This is a genomic window from Winogradskyella damuponensis, assembly GCF_039538385.1.
Classification (GTDB): domain Bacteria; phylum Bacteroidota; class Bacteroidia; order Flavobacteriales; family Flavobacteriaceae; genus Winogradskyella; species Winogradskyella damuponensis.
The window spans coordinates 160,673-177,484 of record NZ_BAABCB010000020.1; the positions used below are offsets into that span (position 1 = coordinate 160,673).

Here is a 16,812-nt window from a genome sequence, read left to right on the forward strand (position 1 = left end):
ACTATTTTAAATTTAATATTAAGAACTCACCTTTCAATGGCTCTAAAGCTTTCTTTAATTCTGGAATTAATTGCTCACCAAACTCTAAATACAATTCCGAAAAATTAGTGTTTCGCTCTTGTAAACTTTGATTAGGAAATAATTGTTCTTGCAATGCTGTACAACGTTCAATTTGATCTGCTAATTTTCGTTTTTGCGCTGTTAACAATCGTTTTTCAAGATGTTTTAAACCTTTTAATTGTTTTACTTCTTGTGCTTTTACAGCACCAACAAAGGATTTATCAGTCTGTTCCGCTAAATCATACAAGCCTTTAAACTGGGTTTCTAAATGCTGAATTTGTTCAGAAAAGTCAATATCTATATTCGATATTTTTCTAACCTTTTTATTAATAAACGAATGTCTATCTAAGAACAAATCGTTATCCGAAATATGCAATTTTTCAAGTTTCTCTGCTTGTTTCGTTGTTTTTACTAAGGCCGAATTTCGTAATAACAACATCGGAAACGTGACATTCTGCGCTTCAAAATTAGATTTTAATTGTAACCAATAAATCATTTCTCCACCTCCACCAATGTAACAGAGGTTTGGTAAAATCACTTCTTGATATAAAGGTCGCATAATCACGTTTGGCGAAAATCGCTCCGGAAATTCATCAAGATGCTCTAGTAGCTCACTCTTGCTCCAAGAAATATCAGTATCAAGCACCGAATACACTCCTTCACTTTCTACAATACGCTCGCGTAAACCATCTTTAATATAAAAGAGGTTGATTTCTCTAGGATTTACTTGAATCTTTAACTCTAAATCTTCTAATTTCTTATTGGTTTCAGAAACAGTTTTAAATGCTGTTTGTTCTAGCATTTCTTGTTTCATCTGCGGAATAAACAAACGTTTCAATTCCCTATCATCGGCATCTATAATCACTAAACCATGTGCTCCAAATAATGCGTTAGCCAAATAACGTGTAGCATCTGCTAAATTATGATGCTTAAGATACCCTTCCTTAAACCATGTTTTTAGTTGTTCTGCATTTTTTCCACCTCCAAATTCTAAAGAAATCACCTCGAATACTTCATCTAAACCTTCAGTATTAAAATGACCAACTGCTCCTGTTTGCTCAGAATTCCACTGAATCTTTTTGCCTTTAAAATTGAAATAATTGATTTCTTCAAAATCATGATCCTCAGAAGCCATCCAATACATAGGCACAAAATTGTACTCCGGATATGCTGTTTGTAATTGCTTTGCTAGGTTTATAGTAGAAATAATCTTGTACAGAAAATACAATGGTCCTGTAAATAAGTTTAATTGATGACCTGTAGTAATCGTAAAGGTATTTTCAAGATTTAGACGTTCAATATGTTCTGCTGTTAACTCTGAAGTCGCTGTGTTTTTATATTGCTGCTTTAAAGTTTCTGCGAGAATAGTTCTAGACTGCGCTCTAACAGACAAACCTTTTTCTTTTATCTGTGCTTCAAAATTTTCCAACTTAGGAAAACGATGGTAGAATTCTTTTAACTCTTCTTTTTCAGCGAGATAATCGCATATAAAATCTGAGAAATAATTGGTATCCTTAAACGGAATATAATTGGTTGGCATTATCAAACTTATTTATGGCATAAAGATAATACTCTTCAATTTTTTATCTGCTAATTTTTAGTTAATTCAGTTGCACTAACTATCTTTACTAGCTTACAACCTTAATTTTAAATTAAATGCAAAAATTCATCTTAGTTCTTTTGGTCGTTTTTGGCGGCCTAACCTTAGCTTCAGCGCAAACCATTCCATCTCCAACAGACTTTTTAGGTTATGATATTGGCACACAATTTAGCAGAAATCATCAGGTTATTGATTATTTTAAAGCCGTTGAAAAAGCAGCTCCTCATCAAGTAAAATTAGAAAACTACGGAAAAACCAACGAGCGTAGAGATTTGTATGTGGCTTTTCTAACGAGTGAAGCTAATATGAAGCAACTCGAAACTATTAGAGAAAACAATTTAAAAAATGCAGGTTTATTAGAAGGCGAACCAACGGCAACAGATATTGCCATTGTTTGGTTAAGTTATAATGTGCATGGCAACGAAGCATCGAGTTCTGAAGCGTCTATGCTTACCTTATATAAATTATTAACTGAGCAACAAGAATTACTTAAAAACACGGTTGTAATTATTGACCCAAGCGTCAATCCTGATGGTCGCGATCGTTACGTAAATTGGTACAACAGAACCAAAAGCGAACCATACGATGTTGACAAACAAGCTAGCGAACACAACGAACCTTGGCCAGCCGGACGACCAAATCATTACCTCTTTGATTTAAATAGAGATTGGGTTTGGGCAACACAAGTAGAAACACAACAACGTTTAGAGGTTTATAACAAATGGATGCCTCATGTGCATGTCGATTTTCATGAGCAAGGCATTAACGAGCCTTACTATTTTGCACCTGCTGCAGAACCACTTCATGAAATTATTACCGATTGGCAACGCGACTTTCAAACACAAATAGGACAAAATCATGCTAAGTATTTTGACAAAGAAGGTTGGCTATTCTTTACCAGAGAACGTTTCGATTTATTATATCCAAGCTATGGAGACACCTACCCAACGTTTATGGGAGCCATGGGAATGACTTATGAGCAAGGTGGTCACGGTATGGCTGGTTTAGGTATATTGAATGACGAAGGCCATGTGTTAACATTAGTAGAACGCTTAACACACCATACAACCACAGGACTTTCTACAGTTGAAATGGCATCAAAAAATGCAAAACAATTAAATACTGAGTTTGGTAAATTCTTTAATAATACCAACTTAAAATACAAAAGCTACGTCTTAAAAGGCAATGAAGATAAATTGAATAGCCTAAAAACGCTTTTAAATAAACATCATATTGCTTTCGAAAATGCCACAAACACTAAGGTTTCTGGTTACCATTATGCCACAGGAAAACAAGGTAGTTTTAATGTAGATGCAAATGCGGTAGTGGTGCATAGCAATCAACCAAAAGGTAAAATGGTAAAGGTATTATTTGAACCAAACACCAAACTTTCAGATTCTTTAACTTACGATATTACGGCTTGGTCACTGCCTTATGCCTATGGATTAGATGCTATTGCAAGCACCTCTCAAATACAGAGCAGAATACTTTTAAGCAAAAAAGCACTTCAAAACTTAAACGATGCTTATGGTTATGTAAGCAAATGGAATTCTATGGAAGATGCTCAGTTTTTAGCCGAACTATTAAAGCAAGATTTTAAAGTAAGGTTTACCGAAAAACCATTCACTTCTAATAATACCAAATTTGAACGTGGGTCACTCATCATCACCAAAGGAGACAATAAGCATATTGAAAAAATGGTATCAAAATTAAATGCCATTGCACAAGAGCATGCACAACCTTTAACAGCAATTAATTCTGGATTTTCACAAAGCACTCCAGATATGGGCTCACCAGATATTAAATTAGTAAACAAACAAAAGGTGGCTATTCTTTCTGGAGAAGGCACATCGTCTTTAAGCTATGGTGAACTATGGCATTTCTTTGAACAACAATTACACTATCCGCTGACTTCTATAAATACGGATGATTTTAGCAAAACCAATTTAAACAAATACAATGTATTAATCCTGCCAAATGGCTATTACGGCAAAGTGTTCACCGAAAACAACTTAACAAAACTAAAAGATTGGGTAAAATCTGGCGGAAAAGTAATTGCTATTGATGGTGCACTGCGAAGTTTTGCTGGTAAAGAAGGCTTTAGTCTCAATTTTAAAACACCTGAAGCTGATGACCAAAAAGAAAACCTAACGGCTTATGCCGATCGCGAACGCGAGTATAGCAACCACCTTATTACAGGAGCCATTTTTAATACCAAAGTAGATGCAACGCATCCTATGGCATTTGGTTACAGCGATCAGTATTTCACGCTTAAATTAGGAAGCTCTGCATACAATATATTAGAAAATGGCTATAACGTGGCATACTTAAATGACACCAAAGTGTTTTCTGGTTTTGCAGGCCAACAGGCTTTAAAAGCATTAGACCAAACCTTAGTATTTGGCGAAGAACCCATGGGAAGCGGTAGTTTTATTTACATGGTAGATAACACGCTTTTTAGAAGCTTCTGGGAAAATGGAAAACTCTTTTTAGTGAACGCTGTGTTCTTTGTGAATAACAATGCTTATGAGTTGTAATAAACTCTTGTTTTAGTTTATTAACAATTGAAGATAAAAAACTAGATAATTAAGACTGAGTCACTTGACTTTAAATCTCAAAAAAACTACCTTCGTTTAATGTTGGATATAGAATCTTACAACGCTTTTATATCCGCGAGACATTGTAAACAATTTACGAAAACCAAGAAACTGAAATAAAAAATGGCAAAATTTTTAAACACTACAGGTGTTTCTTATCATTTAGAAGAATTAATTAAAACAACAAAAGACCGACTAATTTTAATAAGTCCTTATCTACAATTTCACAAAAGAGTAAAAGACCATTTAGAAAATCTAAACATTCAAAAAAGAGATATCCGAATAATTTACAGAGAGAATAAATTACAAGTCGAGGAAAGTAATTGGTTGGAAAGTCAAATCGGAATTAGAACAAGTCTTTGTAATTCTCTTCACGCAAAATGTTATCTGAACGAAAACGAGGCAATTGTAACTTCAATGAATTTATATTCTTTCTCACAGCAGAATAATGACGAAATGGGAATTCATGTTACAAAAGAAAAAGACGCTGATTTATACAACGACATTTATGATGAAGTTCAAAGATTATTAACGATTAGCGAAGAAATACGAGTTTCTGTAAAAAAAGTTGATAAAGAAATAGAAAAGAAAACTGAAAGCACAATAAAAAAAGTTCAAGAAAACAAAGATTATTATAAATCTAAATCATTGACAACCAAAGAATTATCTAAACTAACTGGATTAAGCAGTCGAAAAATCAATAAATGGTTTACCGACAATAAATTGATGTATAAAAAAGAAAACGATTGGATAACAACAAAACGTGGAAAAGAAACAGGCGGAATTGAAAAAAATGGGCAATATGGACAGTTTGTTGTTTGGCCAGAGGATATTGCAAAACATATAACCGAATAAAAACTGTGTACAACAATGACTATAAGTAATTGCTTGTTCTCGCCTACTTCTGAAAATCCTCGCGGATTTTTAGTTTGGTGTGTACTTGCAAAATTAAGTGCTAAACCACGCAACTACTCATAGCCGAGACCGTTAGCACAAATATGAAAAAACGAATTCTGACAATATTATCAATTCTAATTTCAACACTTACTTTTGCTTGTGATTGCGTTGTTTATAATCCTATATTAGAATTTTATTCATCAGAATATGTTTTTGAGGGGGAAATTATTTCAAAAATTTACGCTAAAGATAGCTTGACTTATAAAGTTACCTTTGACATTTCTAAACATTATAAAAACGGAGATTTTCCCAAAACACTAGAATTTGATGTAACAGCAGAAGAAGAATATACTGGACAATGGACTTCTTGCGATTGGAGCGCTAAAAAAAATCAAAAATGGTTAGTTTATGCCTATAAATATAAAGGTAATTTAACTTTTAGTGGAATGTGTTCTAACTCAAAAATTATTAACAATAGACCAATTGGTCTGAGAGAACAAAAAATGTTAGATAATGGCAATTCATTCAAAATTGAAAATTACATTTTTGAATATGAAAGTGAGTTTAACTACTGTATAAATGTAACTGACATAAACTCTATTCTCGAAAATGGAAAAATAAAGGAATACAAAAAACCCATTACTCTTTTAAATATTTTGATTGATTCAAATGGTAATTTAATTTCAATAACAAGACAAAGAGAATTAATAAGAAAGAAAGATTCTATCTTTAATTTAACAACAGGAATTGAAGATGCTAATAGAAAACCTATTACAGAATTTGAAAAAGATGCGATTGAATTAATTAGTCAAGTTAAAAAATGGGAAGTAAAAAAATATAAGAAGACAGGTATTAATGTTCCCTATTTAAGACATATTTGGGTTTCTTATGATTTAAAGACAAATAAATGGAGTTATGAATTATAAAATACTTGTGCTAACACCGTATGTAATTTATTGCTAGTTCTAGCCTACTTACGAAAATCCTCGCGGATTTTCTATCTGGTTTTTATTTGCTAAATTACGTACTAAACCACGCAACAAACCATATACAAACACGTAAGGGATCACTAATCTAAAACACGTTATAGTCCTCCTCTTTTTCTATATAAAGATATTTATTACAAACTAAAGAAACACGTTGCCACCAATTAAAAATAACTCAACAAAATCAACAGATTGACAAGAATGTCGTAAAAATGTCGCAAATAAACCGTTATCAAAATGATAGATTCATAAGTAGTTTTGTAGAAACAATAAAACACAAATAACTATGAATGGAATCGGAAAAAAAATTAGAGAAATAAGAAAGAAAAAAGGGCTTTCTCAAGAGGAATTAGCTGAATCTGCAAAAGTAAATTTAAGGACAATTCAACGGATTGAAAATAACGAAAGTGAACCTCGTGGAAAAACCCTGAATTTAATTTGTGAAGTTCTTGACATAAGTGCAGAAGATATTTTAGACTATGGTAAACAACCTGATAAAAGCTATCTAACAATTTTTCATCTTTCTGTAATAGTCTTTTTAGCAATTCCTGTTGGAAACATAATTGTTCCTCTGATTTTATGGATGAATAAAAAAGATAAAGTTGTCGGACTAAAAGAAATCGGAGCAAACCTTTTGAATTATCAAATTCTATGGTCGATTATAACATTTTTAAGTATAACTGGATTCGCATTTTCGAAAATTATGCATTATGGTTATTATCCTATTCTTTTTTATATTTTTATCGGACTTTATGTTTTGAACATAATATTACCAATAACTTTTGCGATTAAAACGAGTAAAGGAAAAACAGAGAATTTATATCCGAATATAATTAAACTGATAAAATAACTGGTGGCAACAACGTTTATAATTAATAGCTAGTTATCACCTACTTACGAAAATCCTCACGGATTTTCTATTCAGTTTTTATTTGCTAATTTAGGTGCTTAAACACGCCACTAATCATACACAAAACCGTAATGCATTATAACGACACACAAATACAAATCTTAAACGATGTTAAAGAGTTTGCGAGAGTCGCTATTATTAATGGTAGTTATGATGAAGAAACAATTTCAACTTTAGACCAATCTATACAAGAGCATTTTACACTTGACCAGTTTATAGATTTAATGTTTTATTTAGATAATCCAAGTGTTTCAAACATTGGCTCTGACACTAGTGCAAGAATGGGTTGTTTCTGGTGTAATGAAACTATCAGTGAAGGACCTTGCCATCTAAATGGGTATGGAGTTGTTGTTAAAACAATTACATTTAGAAAGAGAAGAGTTTTCATCGGTTGGAGTAATGGTGAAGCGGACGTTCCTTGTTCAGACTCTGAGATCTGGGATCAATATGATGATATTTTTAATTAATAAAAAGATTTCTATAACACCTTTAAAGAGGTGCTATAGTTTTTTAAAATATGAAGAACTTAGTTATACTTTATTTTATTTACATTAAATTTATATTCACAAAATAGAACTATCACTTTCATAGATGAACAAAAAAAACCTGTTACCAATTTTCAATTAAACTTTTTTATTAAAGATAGTCTCACAATATATAAAAGCACAAATAGTAACAATTATAATTTTAAACAATCCTTAATAAAAGAGATAGATTCTGTATTTATAACATTTGATAGCTTTTATTCGAAAAAAATTAACATTACAGATTTAATACTAAAAGACTCCATATTTTTAAAAAAAGAAATTCCTTTAGATGAAGTTATTATTAATAAAAAATTTATAAGAAAAGAGTTGGGAGTTATTTCTAAGAATAGAAATATTTTTAAAATTGGTAATGCTTCTAGAACTGATAAAATAATTGAAATTGACGTCAGCAATCATTTTGGTGTTTCTATCGAATCAATTAACTTATATATTTTTGAAAAATTTCGTGATTTATATAATAAAAAGCATACTAATAAAAATTTAGATATTAAATTTTACTTGTTTCAGTCAAATACCAATCCAAATGAAAATGTGATAAATCTATTAGAAAAGGAATTAGTAGTAAATACCGAAAGAGGTAATAAAGGTTGGGTTAGTATTGATTTAAAAAAATTAAACATTAAGATTAAAGATTTCAAATACTTGTACATTGGTTATAGTGTTTTTGGTAAACCTATTGCAGTTGGAGCTGTAAAAAGAAAGAGAATTAAATCGGATAAAAATATTACATCTTACATAAGGAGTTCTAGTAAAGATGTAAATAGAAAATGGATAAAAAGTCACTTTAAAATATATTTACCCGAAAAAGAACTTTCCGAACCTGCAATTAAAATCGAAATAAAATATTAACGCATTACAACAAAGAACTGAGTTAAAAAACAAGCAACTTTAAGCTAATTTTGCACGCTTTCCTTTAGCTACAATTCTATCATATAAGGCTTTGCAGCCTCGGTTATATTTATAGGCCGAAAAGGCTACTAAAAACACAAGATCTCTTAATTTCTTATTGCCTACTTTGCTTATTCTACTGCGCCCTCGTACACTGCTTCCAGATTCTCGAATCGTTGGTGTAATTCCTACATAGCTATTTTCTAGATGAACCGACCTCAAGCTTAAAGGCCATAAAATATAAAAAGGACGTCCTGTAATTAAACACCTAACCTCATCAAAAGCAAGTTTGATCTGTATAGGGTTTTGGTTATTATGAATTGACTATTACGGTTTACCGTAAGTTATTTAGAATAGAAGGCTTTAACTTGGTTTTTGATAAAGCGCAGCTGTACGTAACTTTACGTATAGGTTTTTGAAAAAATAGAATTAACTTCGTAGCTCATGACTTTAAATATTTAAAACACTTGCTAATACCTACCTAATTAGTGGGATATGAGTGATAAAAGTTATAATATAACAAGTTACCACACATTTGAAAAATGACGTATTCACAAGAAGAAGTATATAAATATTCAGGTCAGTTTGACAAAGTAGTGACTGTCTCTTTCAGATTCGGTTCTGACGCAAGAAATAAATATGGAGATTTTATAACTGGTAAGTTTTATTACACACCAAAGGAAAGAGCCGATTTAGAAAATATTATTGCAATTGAGGAATTGCCAAAAACTGACGGATTAATCAAATTTGCAGTTGGAAATGGACTTAACGAATTGACTGAACAACAAATTGGAGATTTACGATTTGAAGGTGTATTAGCTTCAGATATAATCGAAATCCTTCAATTCTCTCAACCCGTAGAGAATGAATTTTCGAAATCAGATATTCGAAATTTACCTGACCCAATAACGATTAATTCTAATTTATCAGATGTTGACGAGGAAGAAATGACGTTATGGCTAAATTCCCAAAGACTTAAAAGCGGATATAAATTAATCCCAGAGGAAATAAATCGACATAACGGAATTATCTTAAGAAAATACGAAGACAGAATGCCAATTGAGGACTTGAAAAATTTCAAAAATGTAGAAACTGGCGAAATAAAACCTGAACTTAAATATCATTACTTAAACAGTAAATATTACAAAGATTTATTGAGCGACGAGGAAAAAATAGAATTTGAAAATACAATAAAGGAAGAGGCTGACCAAAAAATAAAAATCCTAGGAAAAGAATTGCAAAAAAGCCAAGAGAAATGGAAAGCTGTAGGAATAGACTATAAACAAGCATTAGCTTGGTTGATTCACTTCTCATCTGACTTTAGACCTGAAAGGTTAACTCACGGAGAAATCCCAGTTTGGTGGGATTATGAAAATTTATTGCATATTTATATGCGACACGTAAGCGAAACCCAAATTGGAGAAAGATTTGAATCAAAAACTGTTTTTCAATATAAGTTTAGAGATATTAAAACAGTAATTGAAACTGTCTTAAAAAAAATTGAGAAAGAAATTATAGAACATTTTAAAGATAATCCTGACAGAGACTTTAGGCGTGTAGGCGAACAAAGTGTTTATTATAAAGGAGATTATTATGTTATTCATATTAGTACATCTGGACAATTACGAACATTCTATAAAAATAATTGAAATAAAAACGTGTGGTAACACCGTATATAATTTATTGCTAGTTCTAGCCTACTTACGAAAATCCTCGCGGATTTTCTATTCGGTATGTATTTGCTAAAATAGGTGCTTAAACCACGCAACAAACCATATACAAACACGTTGTGCTTCATACTGAAAAACGAAATGGATAATAAAAACGGGAAAGCCGAAAACCGACCAATGTAGGCACTAAACAATCAGAATTATGAAAAAACTAACCAACAGATTGACTTTACTCGCAACACTTTTTGCATTGGCTTTTGTATTCCAAAGTTGTGAACAAAAACAAAAGGAAGAAACTAAAGAAGTGGAAAAAGAAGTAATTGTTGAATCCGAAAAACCTGAATATTTTCTCTTGCGTCCAGAAGTAGAAAAAGCATACGGATATTCACACGCTGTGAAAATTGGGAATAGCATTAAAATTTCTGGAGCAGTAAGTATGGACAATGAGGGAAATCCAACTGCTGTTGGCGATATAGAACAGCAGATGAAAAACTGTTATGCTGACTTGGAAAAAATATTAAAACACTTTGGTTGCACATTTGAAGATGTTGTAAAAGAAGATATTTTCACAACTGATATGGCTCAAATGCTGGAAAAATCAGCATATCGTGCTGAAATTTATAAAAATGGATTTCCGACTGGTTCTTGGCTTGAAGTAAAAGGATTAGCATTACCTGAATTTATGGTTGAAATCGAACTTGAAGTACATAAATCGGAATAAAAAGTACGAAAGCACAACAATGTATAACCGCAATTACGGCGGATTCGCCTACGTCCGAATCCACTCGGAATTGCTAACGTTTGTGCTAAACCGAAAATTAACGCATATAAACCCGTAACTGACGGTTATACGAGACCGTTGGCACGCATTAAAACCAAACACTATGAAAAATTATATATTAATTCTTTTTTTAAGTTTCTTCTCTTTTTCTTTTGGGCAAGAATTTAGCGTTGAATTATTTTTTGAAGATTCCGCAGGAAATCAAGACAGTATAATTCTTGGTTATGATGACAATGCAACTGACGCCATAGATAGTGCTTTTGGTGAAACCAATATAATCACTATTCCTTATAATTCTGGTTTAGATGTTAGGATTAGCGATGAAATGATAGCTCGAAATACTTATCCAGACCCAATACCCGCAACTTACCATACCAAAACACAAATATTTCAGAAAAACTGTCCTACAAACTTTTCTATACAAGGCATTGACATAGTAACCGAAAATTGGCCAGTGACAGTTACATGGAATAACTTATTATTCGATGATGACTGTAGAAATGGTTCTGTTTTTACAGGCATAATCCCTGGAGGATGGTGGGATGTTCAAAGCCCTAGCGAGTTTGATTGTGGTTTTTTTAGAGTTCAATTTATAAACGACAATCAAGTAACATTCTGTGATAACACCTTCTACCCTGAATATCCTACAAGTAATAGCGCTTTTTTAACAGACGATAATTTAATAGTATCTGTTTTCTGGTTCACTTTTGGCAATGAATCGCTACTATTAAATGTTGAAGACTATAATTTATCCAATTTAGCAATATATCCAAACCCAACGGATAATAAAGTAACAATTGATATTAATGAAACCAATTTAGAAATTGAGCATGTTGAATTAATTCAAATATCTGGAAAAAGTTCAAAAATTAAGCTTGATAGCAATGGTTCAATCAATTTGAAGGATTATAAAGCTGGAATTTATTTTGTTAGAGTAACTTTCAAAACTAGAAACACTTTATTGAAAAGGATTATTAAAAAATAACGACATGCCAACAAAGAACTGAGTTAAAAAACAAGCAACTTTAAGCTAATTTTGCACGCTTTCCTTTAGCTACAATTCTATCAAATAAGGCTTTGCAGCCTCGGTTAAATTTATAGGCCGAAAAGGCTACTAAAAACACAAGATTTCTTAATTTCTTATTGCCTACTTTACTTATTCTACTTCGCCCTCGTACACTGCTTCCAGATTCTCGAATCGTTGGTGTAATTCCTACATAGCTATTTTCTAGATGAACCGACCATAAGCTTAAAGGCCATAAAATAAAAAAAGGACGTCCTGTAATTAAACACCTAACCTCATCAATAGCAAGTTTGATCTGTATAGGGTTTTGGTTATTATGAATTGACTATTACGGTTTACCGTAAGTTATTTAGAATAGAAGGCTTTAACTTGGTTTTTGATAAAGCGCAGCTGTACGTAACTTTACGTATAGGTTTTTGAAAAAATAGAATTAACTTCGTAGCTCATGACTTTAAATATTTAAAACACTTGCTAATACCTACCTAATTAGTGGGATATGAGTGATAAAAGTTATGATATAACAAGTTGGCAACAAGCTAAAAAAACGACATAGATGAAATTTAAAGGAGGTGCAATAATCATAGGTTCATTACTTTGGGACAACGAACCCAAACGAATCAAGTGGAGAAAACTTTATCTTGAATCTTCAAAAAATATTATTCCAATTAAAGCTCGTATTCGTTACGGAAGAGAATCAAGTTCTCGCAAAAACACGTATACAATGATTTTATCAAATCATCCAAAAACGGATTTTGGAAATGCTTACATTTTAAGATTTAAAGAAATAATCAAAAATGCTCGGAATTTGGAAAGTCAAGCATTTGCTATGGCATCAGCAGAAGGACTTTGGAAAAAAACAGGACCATCTTTGAATAAAAATTGGGGAACTGTTGGACTTTTAATAAACCCAAAACTTGAGGAAACCAGAAATCTTGAAATAATAAAAGAACGTTGGACAAAAATATATTCAGAATACAATTTAAATCCATCTGATTACATTATCGAAGAAGAACCCAAAATAATTGACAAAAACGGGTTTTTAAATATAGATTGGACTGATGAAATGAATGAGTTTGATTTTCTGATAGCGACATTGACAGTTCCTAAACCGAAATCTTTGCTTGATGAGCAAATTATAGCTGAAAAAATTAATGAAACTGGATATGACGAATATTTCTTAAATAATTATGAAAACGGAATTAGAACATTCCAAGACGAACGAATAATAACTAAACTGAATAAAAAGCCAGTTGCCAACAATGTATAACCGCAATTACGGCGGATTCGACTACGTCCGAATCCACTCGGAATTGCTAACGTCAGTGCTTAACCGAAAAACATTAACTTTAAAACCGTAACTGACGGTTATACGAGACCGTTGTACAACATTTGACCAAACAATGAAAATCACAGTTTTAACGATATTGTTTTTAGTTTTTTTAAGTTGCAAAAATGCGACTGAAAAGGGAACTGAACAAACCCAAATCGTTGTTGATTCGACTGGATTAAAAATAGAAAAAGCTGAAAAGCCGACCGAAAACTCAAAACTGATTTCCTTTCTTGAAAACCCAATTGACTTACAGAAATTCAAGTCAAAGAATAACGGAAATGTAACAACGAGTGTAAATAACGGATTGAAATATCAATATCATCCTGCAATCAATGATTCAATATTTTATGGTTACAATTTTATAACTGACAGCATTGGACCAAAAGGAATAAACGAAATTGTAGTTTTTAAATACGGAGAAAACAAACATAGATTTGAAGACGAAACTGAAATTCTAATAGAAATGAGGATTTTTAATAAAGATTCGGATTTGGGAAAAGCAAATCTAATCGGACTTTCTAAAAAGGAATTGGAATCTGAATTCGGAAATGACTATCTGACTTTCGACAATGGAATTGCTTACTCGAATAAAAATAAAGTGTTGATACTTGAACTTGAAAACTCAAAAATCAAATCTTATAATTATATAAAATTAAGTACTGAAAAAATCGATATTGATTTAATCAGAAAAATAGCGGAATAAAAAAACGTTGTACAACAACGTATAAAAATAATTGCTATTTTGTGCTTAAATAAAGGTAGTTGCGTATTTGCTACATCTGAATTTCCTTCGGAAATTCCTCGCACGCAAACACGCAACTATTCTTATACAAAACCGTTGTGCATAATTAAAAAAAAACTATGTCTGAAAATATAAATATTGACGAAGAACTAGAGAACTTAGAAGAATCTCAAGAGAATCAAGATGACTACAATGAAAACCCACCTAATGATATAGTCGCGTATAATGAACTTAGGTCTTGTGCTGATTTGTTAAGGATGTACCAAGAAAACCAACTTGAAATTCAACCAGATTTTCAACGGGACGTAGTTTGGAATAAGGCTATGCAAACTAGATTAATTGACTCTTTAGTTAAACAATTACCTATTCCAAGTTTATGTTTAAGTCTTGACTATAAAACACAAGAAAGATTTGTAATTGACGGACTTCAAAGAATAGCAACTGTGGTTAATTTTTTAAATGTCAAATCAGAAGAAGAATGGAAATTAGCAAGATTAGACGATATTGACGAGAGAATATCTGGAAAGTCTAATTTGACAATAAAGAAAAAATATCCTGAACTTTTCAGTAAAATCCAAAACACCGTTTTACCTATTACGGTATTGAGGTGTGACTATTCTAAAAAAAGCCATATGAACTATTTGTTTACAATTTTTCATAGGCTTAATACTGGTGGTAGTAAATTGACAAATCAAGAAATCAGAAATTGTATTTATAATGGTACGTTAAATAATTTCTTAAAAAATATAGTTAACAGAGAAAACTTTATAAATCTATTTGACATAAAAGAGAATAAGGTTTATCGCTTTTCTAATGAAGAATTAGTATTAAGATTTGTTTCTTTTCACACAAAATATGAGGATTACAATGGTCGTTTAGCAAAATTTTTAAATGACTTTATGGAAGATAATAAAAATGCAAATGAAACATTTATCTCTAATTTAGTTGACATCACAACTAGAACAATTAATCTTTTATATGAAACCATACTGAATAATGAACCTTTACCAAGACTAAGTAAGGCAACTACAGAAGCAATACTTGTTGGCATTTCTAGAAATATTGAAACATTAGAAAACAAAACTGTGGAAGAATTACATAATCTATATATGGAATTGAGAAATGATGAATTATTTTCTGTAGAAAGTTTAAAAGAGGGCTTAGCGCAAAAAGATAGAGTAATTGATAGATTAACAAGAGCAATAGAAATTTTTTCGGCATAATGATAGCAAAATCATATATTAAGTCAACTTTAATAGAGTTAGACAAATTATACAATTCTGCATCTAGTCAAAAGAAAGCTATCTATTTTTCGAAACTTGCAGTAATTGAACTATGTGGATGGATTGAAGAAACCTTAGATGATATAATTATTAAACATGGGAATAGAAATCTTAAAAGTGTTGACAATAAAAACTATTGTAAAAATAAAATTGTAAACCCTAATTATGGTTTTCAGTATAATAACAACATTCGACCAATGCTAATTAGCCTATTAGGATTAATTCAAGTAGAGAAATTAGAATTAGAACTTGAAAAAACAGCTCAAATAACTCTTTTAAAAAGTAATCTTGGAAACTTAAAAAGTACAAGAAATGAGGCTGCCCATACTCATTTGAAAGGTGTCACTAGAATTTATAATGCACCTTCTAGAACACTTGGAGATTTTAATAGAATATCTACAATTTTAGAAAAAATAGACAATGAACTAAGAAAATAACTATGCACAACACTGTATATAATTTATTGCTAGTTTTAGCTTACTTACGAAAATCCTCACGGATTTTCTATCTGTGATTTTTTTATTAACTTTATCGCTTAACCACCGCAACAAATCATATACAACAACGTTGTGCTTCATTATTCTCACTCGAGCGGAATGAAATAATTATCCTACCTTTCAAGAAAAAACTAACCAATGATAAAATTCTTTAGAAAAATTAGACAAAATTTACTTTCGGAAGGAAAAACTGGGAAGTATTTTAAATATGCCATTGGAGAAATTGCACTCGTTGTTATTGGAATTTTAATTGCCTTATGGTTAAACAATTTAAACACAATATCTCAAAATAAAGAAAAAGGAGATATTATGCTATTAGAAATTAAAGAGAACCTTATATCTGATACCTTATTAATTCGTGAAATATCTACTTTCAACGCTGAAAAGAGTTCTGATATAAGTAAATTTATGCAGATTGCGGCAGAAAAGAAAATATCCCAAGAACTTGGTGAAAAAATGTTTCAACTTTTATCAGAAGGTAAATTATTTACAAACGCAAGTTTCAAAAGTAATAGCACAGGCTACAATACTCTAACCAGTTCAGGCAATATTGAAATAATCACTAATACAGAATTGAGAAATCAACTGACTCAATACTATCTTACAACCTCAATAGCAGCATTTGATGAATTAATAAACTTAACAAGGTCTTTTAAGTATTATATTTTACCAAAAGTCACGAATAAGGAGTTCGTGAAAAAGGTTACTAATCTTGATTTTCAAATAAGAAATCTCGAAGACCTGAAGCTTAATGAAGATGAAAAATTGGTTAGCGATTTGATCTTAATTCTTGCTAATATCAATTATAATGAACAGGCATTAGTAGAACTAAAGAAAGAATTGATTCATCTCATTGAATTAATTGATGAAGAACTTAAAAAATAACGAAAGCACAACACCGTGTATAATTAATTGCTTCTGTTGGCTAAGACGACGGTTCTTCCCTACTTTTTACTATATTGCTTAGCAAAGAATAACAGCGTACTTACACGCAACTAA

General features: G+C 31.3%; 15 protein-coding genes and 2 pseudogenes. 14 read left to right on the forward strand and 3 right to left on the reverse strand.

The annotated features are described in order from the left end of the window. Position 1: 1 nt before the first annotated feature. On the reverse strand, positions 2-1,600 hold the full coding sequence (bshC, locus tag ABD730_RS12560) for a bacillithiol biosynthesis cysteine-adding enzyme BshC (RefSeq protein WP_344715102.1): 1,599 nt from the start codon (positions 1,598-1,600) through the stop codon (positions 2-4). Positions 1,601-1,716: 116 nt separating this feature from the next. Here bshC and ABD730_RS12565 point away from each other — a divergent pair, with 116 nt between their 5' ends. The 6 genes from ABD730_RS12565 to ABD730_RS12590 all read left to right on the forward strand — a co-directional run bounded on the left by ABD730_RS12565 (position 1,717) and on the right by ABD730_RS12590 (position 8,447). Then, positions 1,717-4,197, forward strand: coding sequence for a M14 metallopeptidase family protein (locus ABD730_RS12565; protein ID WP_344715105.1), 2,481 nt, complete (start codon positions 1,717-1,719; stop codon positions 4,195-4,197). Positions 4,198-4,380: 183 nt separating this feature from the next. Continuing rightward, on the forward strand, positions 4,381-5,112 hold the full coding sequence (locus tag ABD730_RS12570) for a phospholipase D family protein (RefSeq protein ID WP_344715107.1): 732 nt from the start codon (positions 4,381-4,383) through the stop codon (positions 5,110-5,112). A gap of 143 nt (positions 5,113-5,255) precedes the next feature. Then, positions 5,256-6,080: a hypothetical protein gene (locus ABD730_RS12575; protein WP_344715109.1), complete on the forward strand. Its 825-nt coding sequence runs from the start codon at positions 5,256-5,258 to the stop codon at positions 6,078-6,080. A 346-nt stretch (positions 6,081-6,426) separates the two neighbouring features. After that, on the forward strand, positions 6,427-6,990 hold the full coding sequence (locus tag ABD730_RS12580) for a magnetosome magnetite crystal formation protein family (protein ID WP_344715111.1): 564 nt from the start codon (positions 6,427-6,429) through the stop codon (positions 6,988-6,990). A 131-nt stretch (positions 6,991-7,121) separates the two neighbouring features. Beyond that, positions 7,122-7,517, forward strand: a complete 396-nt coding sequence (locus tag ABD730_RS12585; protein ID WP_344715113.1) for a hypothetical protein — start codon at positions 7,122-7,124, stop codon at positions 7,515-7,517. A gap of 387 nt (positions 7,518-7,904) precedes the next feature. After that, the gene (locus ABD730_RS12590) at positions 7,905-8,447 is read left to right on the forward strand and encodes a hypothetical protein (protein WP_344715115.1); all 543 of its coding nucleotides are present in this window, start codon (positions 7,905-7,907) and stop codon (positions 8,445-8,447) included. Between the two features lie 42 nt (positions 8,448-8,489). On the opposite strand, the pseudogene ABD730_RS12595 reads toward ABD730_RS12590, so the two are convergent. Then, positions 8,490-8,684, reverse strand: a pseudogene (locus tag ABD730_RS12595) (transposase); the annotation flags it as partial. Positions 8,685-9,028: 344 nt separating this feature from the next. On the opposite strand from ABD730_RS12595, the gene ABD730_RS12600 reads away from it, so the two are divergent. From ABD730_RS12600 to ABD730_RS12610, 3 genes are all read left to right on the forward strand, one after another. Then, the gene (locus ABD730_RS12600) at positions 9,029-10,135 is read left to right on the forward strand and encodes a hypothetical protein (RefSeq protein ID WP_344715117.1); all 1,107 of its coding nucleotides are present in this window, start codon (positions 9,029-9,031) and stop codon (positions 10,133-10,135) included. A gap of 223 nt (positions 10,136-10,358) precedes the next feature. Continuing rightward, positions 10,359-10,877 carry a RidA family protein gene (locus tag ABD730_RS12605; protein ID WP_344715119.1) on the forward strand — a complete coding sequence of 173 codons (519 nt, stop codon included), beginning with the start codon at positions 10,359-10,361 and terminating at the stop codon, positions 10,875-10,877. 163 nt (positions 10,878-11,040) lie between these two features. Then, on the forward strand, positions 11,041-11,922 hold the full coding sequence (locus ABD730_RS12610; RefSeq protein ID WP_344715121.1) for a T9SS type A sorting domain-containing protein: 882 nt from the start codon (positions 11,041-11,043) through the stop codon (positions 11,920-11,922). A 43-nt stretch (positions 11,923-11,965) separates the two neighbouring features. On the opposite strand, the pseudogene ABD730_RS12615 reads toward ABD730_RS12610, so the two are convergent. Next, positions 11,966-12,160: pseudogene (locus tag ABD730_RS12615) on the reverse strand (transposase); the annotation flags it as partial. 354 nt (positions 12,161-12,514) lie between these two features. Between ABD730_RS12615 and ABD730_RS12620 the strand changes: the two are divergent. From ABD730_RS12620 to ABD730_RS12640, 5 genes are all read left to right on the forward strand, one after another. Next, positions 12,515-13,228, forward strand: coding sequence for a hypothetical protein (locus tag ABD730_RS12620; protein WP_344715123.1), 714 nt, complete (start codon positions 12,515-12,517; stop codon positions 13,226-13,228). A 133-nt stretch (positions 13,229-13,361) separates the two neighbouring features. After that, positions 13,362-13,994 (forward strand): hypothetical protein, encoded by a 633-nt coding sequence (locus tag ABD730_RS12625; RefSeq protein WP_344715125.1) that lies wholly within the window; start codon positions 13,362-13,364, stop codon positions 13,992-13,994. A 158-nt stretch (positions 13,995-14,152) separates the two neighbouring features. After that, positions 14,153-15,256, forward strand: coding sequence for a GmrSD restriction endonuclease domain-containing protein (locus ABD730_RS12630; protein ID WP_344715127.1), 1,104 nt, complete (start codon positions 14,153-14,155; stop codon positions 15,254-15,256). After that, a complete protein-coding gene (locus tag ABD730_RS12635) occupies positions 15,256-15,753 on the forward strand; it encodes a hypothetical protein (protein ID WP_344715129.1) in 498 nt (165 codons plus the stop codon). Before ABD730_RS12630 ends, ABD730_RS12635 begins: the two co-directional genes overlap by 1 nt. A 198-nt stretch (positions 15,754-15,951) precedes the next feature. Beyond that, complete coding sequence (locus ABD730_RS12640; RefSeq protein WP_115817777.1) at positions 15,952-16,698, forward strand: DUF6090 family protein; 747 nt, start codon at positions 15,952-15,954, stop codon at positions 16,696-16,698. Positions 16,699-16,812 lie beyond the last annotated feature (114 nt).

Coding starts and splice junctions, on each gene's coding strand:
- ABD730_RS12640 (WP_115817777.1), top strand. CDS start 15,952: ATGATAAAATTCTTTAGAAAAATTAGACAAAATTTACTTTCGGAAGGA.
- ABD730_RS12605 (WP_344715119.1), top strand. CDS start 10,359: ATGAAAAAACTAACCAACAGATTGACTTTACTCGCAACACTTTTTGCA.
- ABD730_RS12565 (WP_344715105.1), top strand. CDS start 1,717: ATGCAAAAATTCATCTTAGTTCTTTTGGTCGTTTTTGGCGGCCTAACC.
- ABD730_RS12600 (WP_344715117.1), top strand. CDS start 9,029: ATGACGTATTCACAAGAAGAAGTATATAAATATTCAGGTCAGTTTGAC.
- ABD730_RS12575 (WP_344715109.1), top strand. CDS start 5,256: ATGAAAAAACGAATTCTGACAATATTATCAATTCTAATTTCAACACTT.
- ABD730_RS12630 (WP_344715127.1), top strand. CDS start 14,153: ATGTCTGAAAATATAAATATTGACGAAGAACTAGAGAACTTAGAAGAA.
- ABD730_RS12625 (WP_344715125.1), top strand. CDS start 13,362: ATGAAAATCACAGTTTTAACGATATTGTTTTTAGTTTTTTTAAGTTGC.
- ABD730_RS12620 (WP_344715123.1), top strand. CDS start 12,515: ATGAAATTTAAAGGAGGTGCAATAATCATAGGTTCATTACTTTGGGAC.
- ABD730_RS12610 (WP_344715121.1), top strand. CDS start 11,041: ATGAAAAATTATATATTAATTCTTTTTTTAAGTTTCTTCTCTTTTTCT.
- bshC (WP_344715102.1), bottom strand. CDS start 1,600: ATGCCAACCAATTATATTCCGTTTAAGGATACCAATTATTTCTCAGAT.
- ABD730_RS12570 (WP_344715107.1), top strand. CDS start 4,381: ATGGCAAAATTTTTAAACACTACAGGTGTTTCTTATCATTTAGAAGAA.
- ABD730_RS12585 (WP_344715113.1), top strand. CDS start 7,122: ATGCATTATAACGACACACAAATACAAATCTTAAACGATGTTAAAGAG.
- ABD730_RS12580 (WP_344715111.1), top strand. CDS start 6,427: ATGAATGGAATCGGAAAAAAAATTAGAGAAATAAGAAAGAAAAAAGGG.
- ABD730_RS12635 (WP_344715129.1), top strand. CDS start 15,256: ATGATAGCAAAATCATATATTAAGTCAACTTTAATAGAGTTAGACAAA.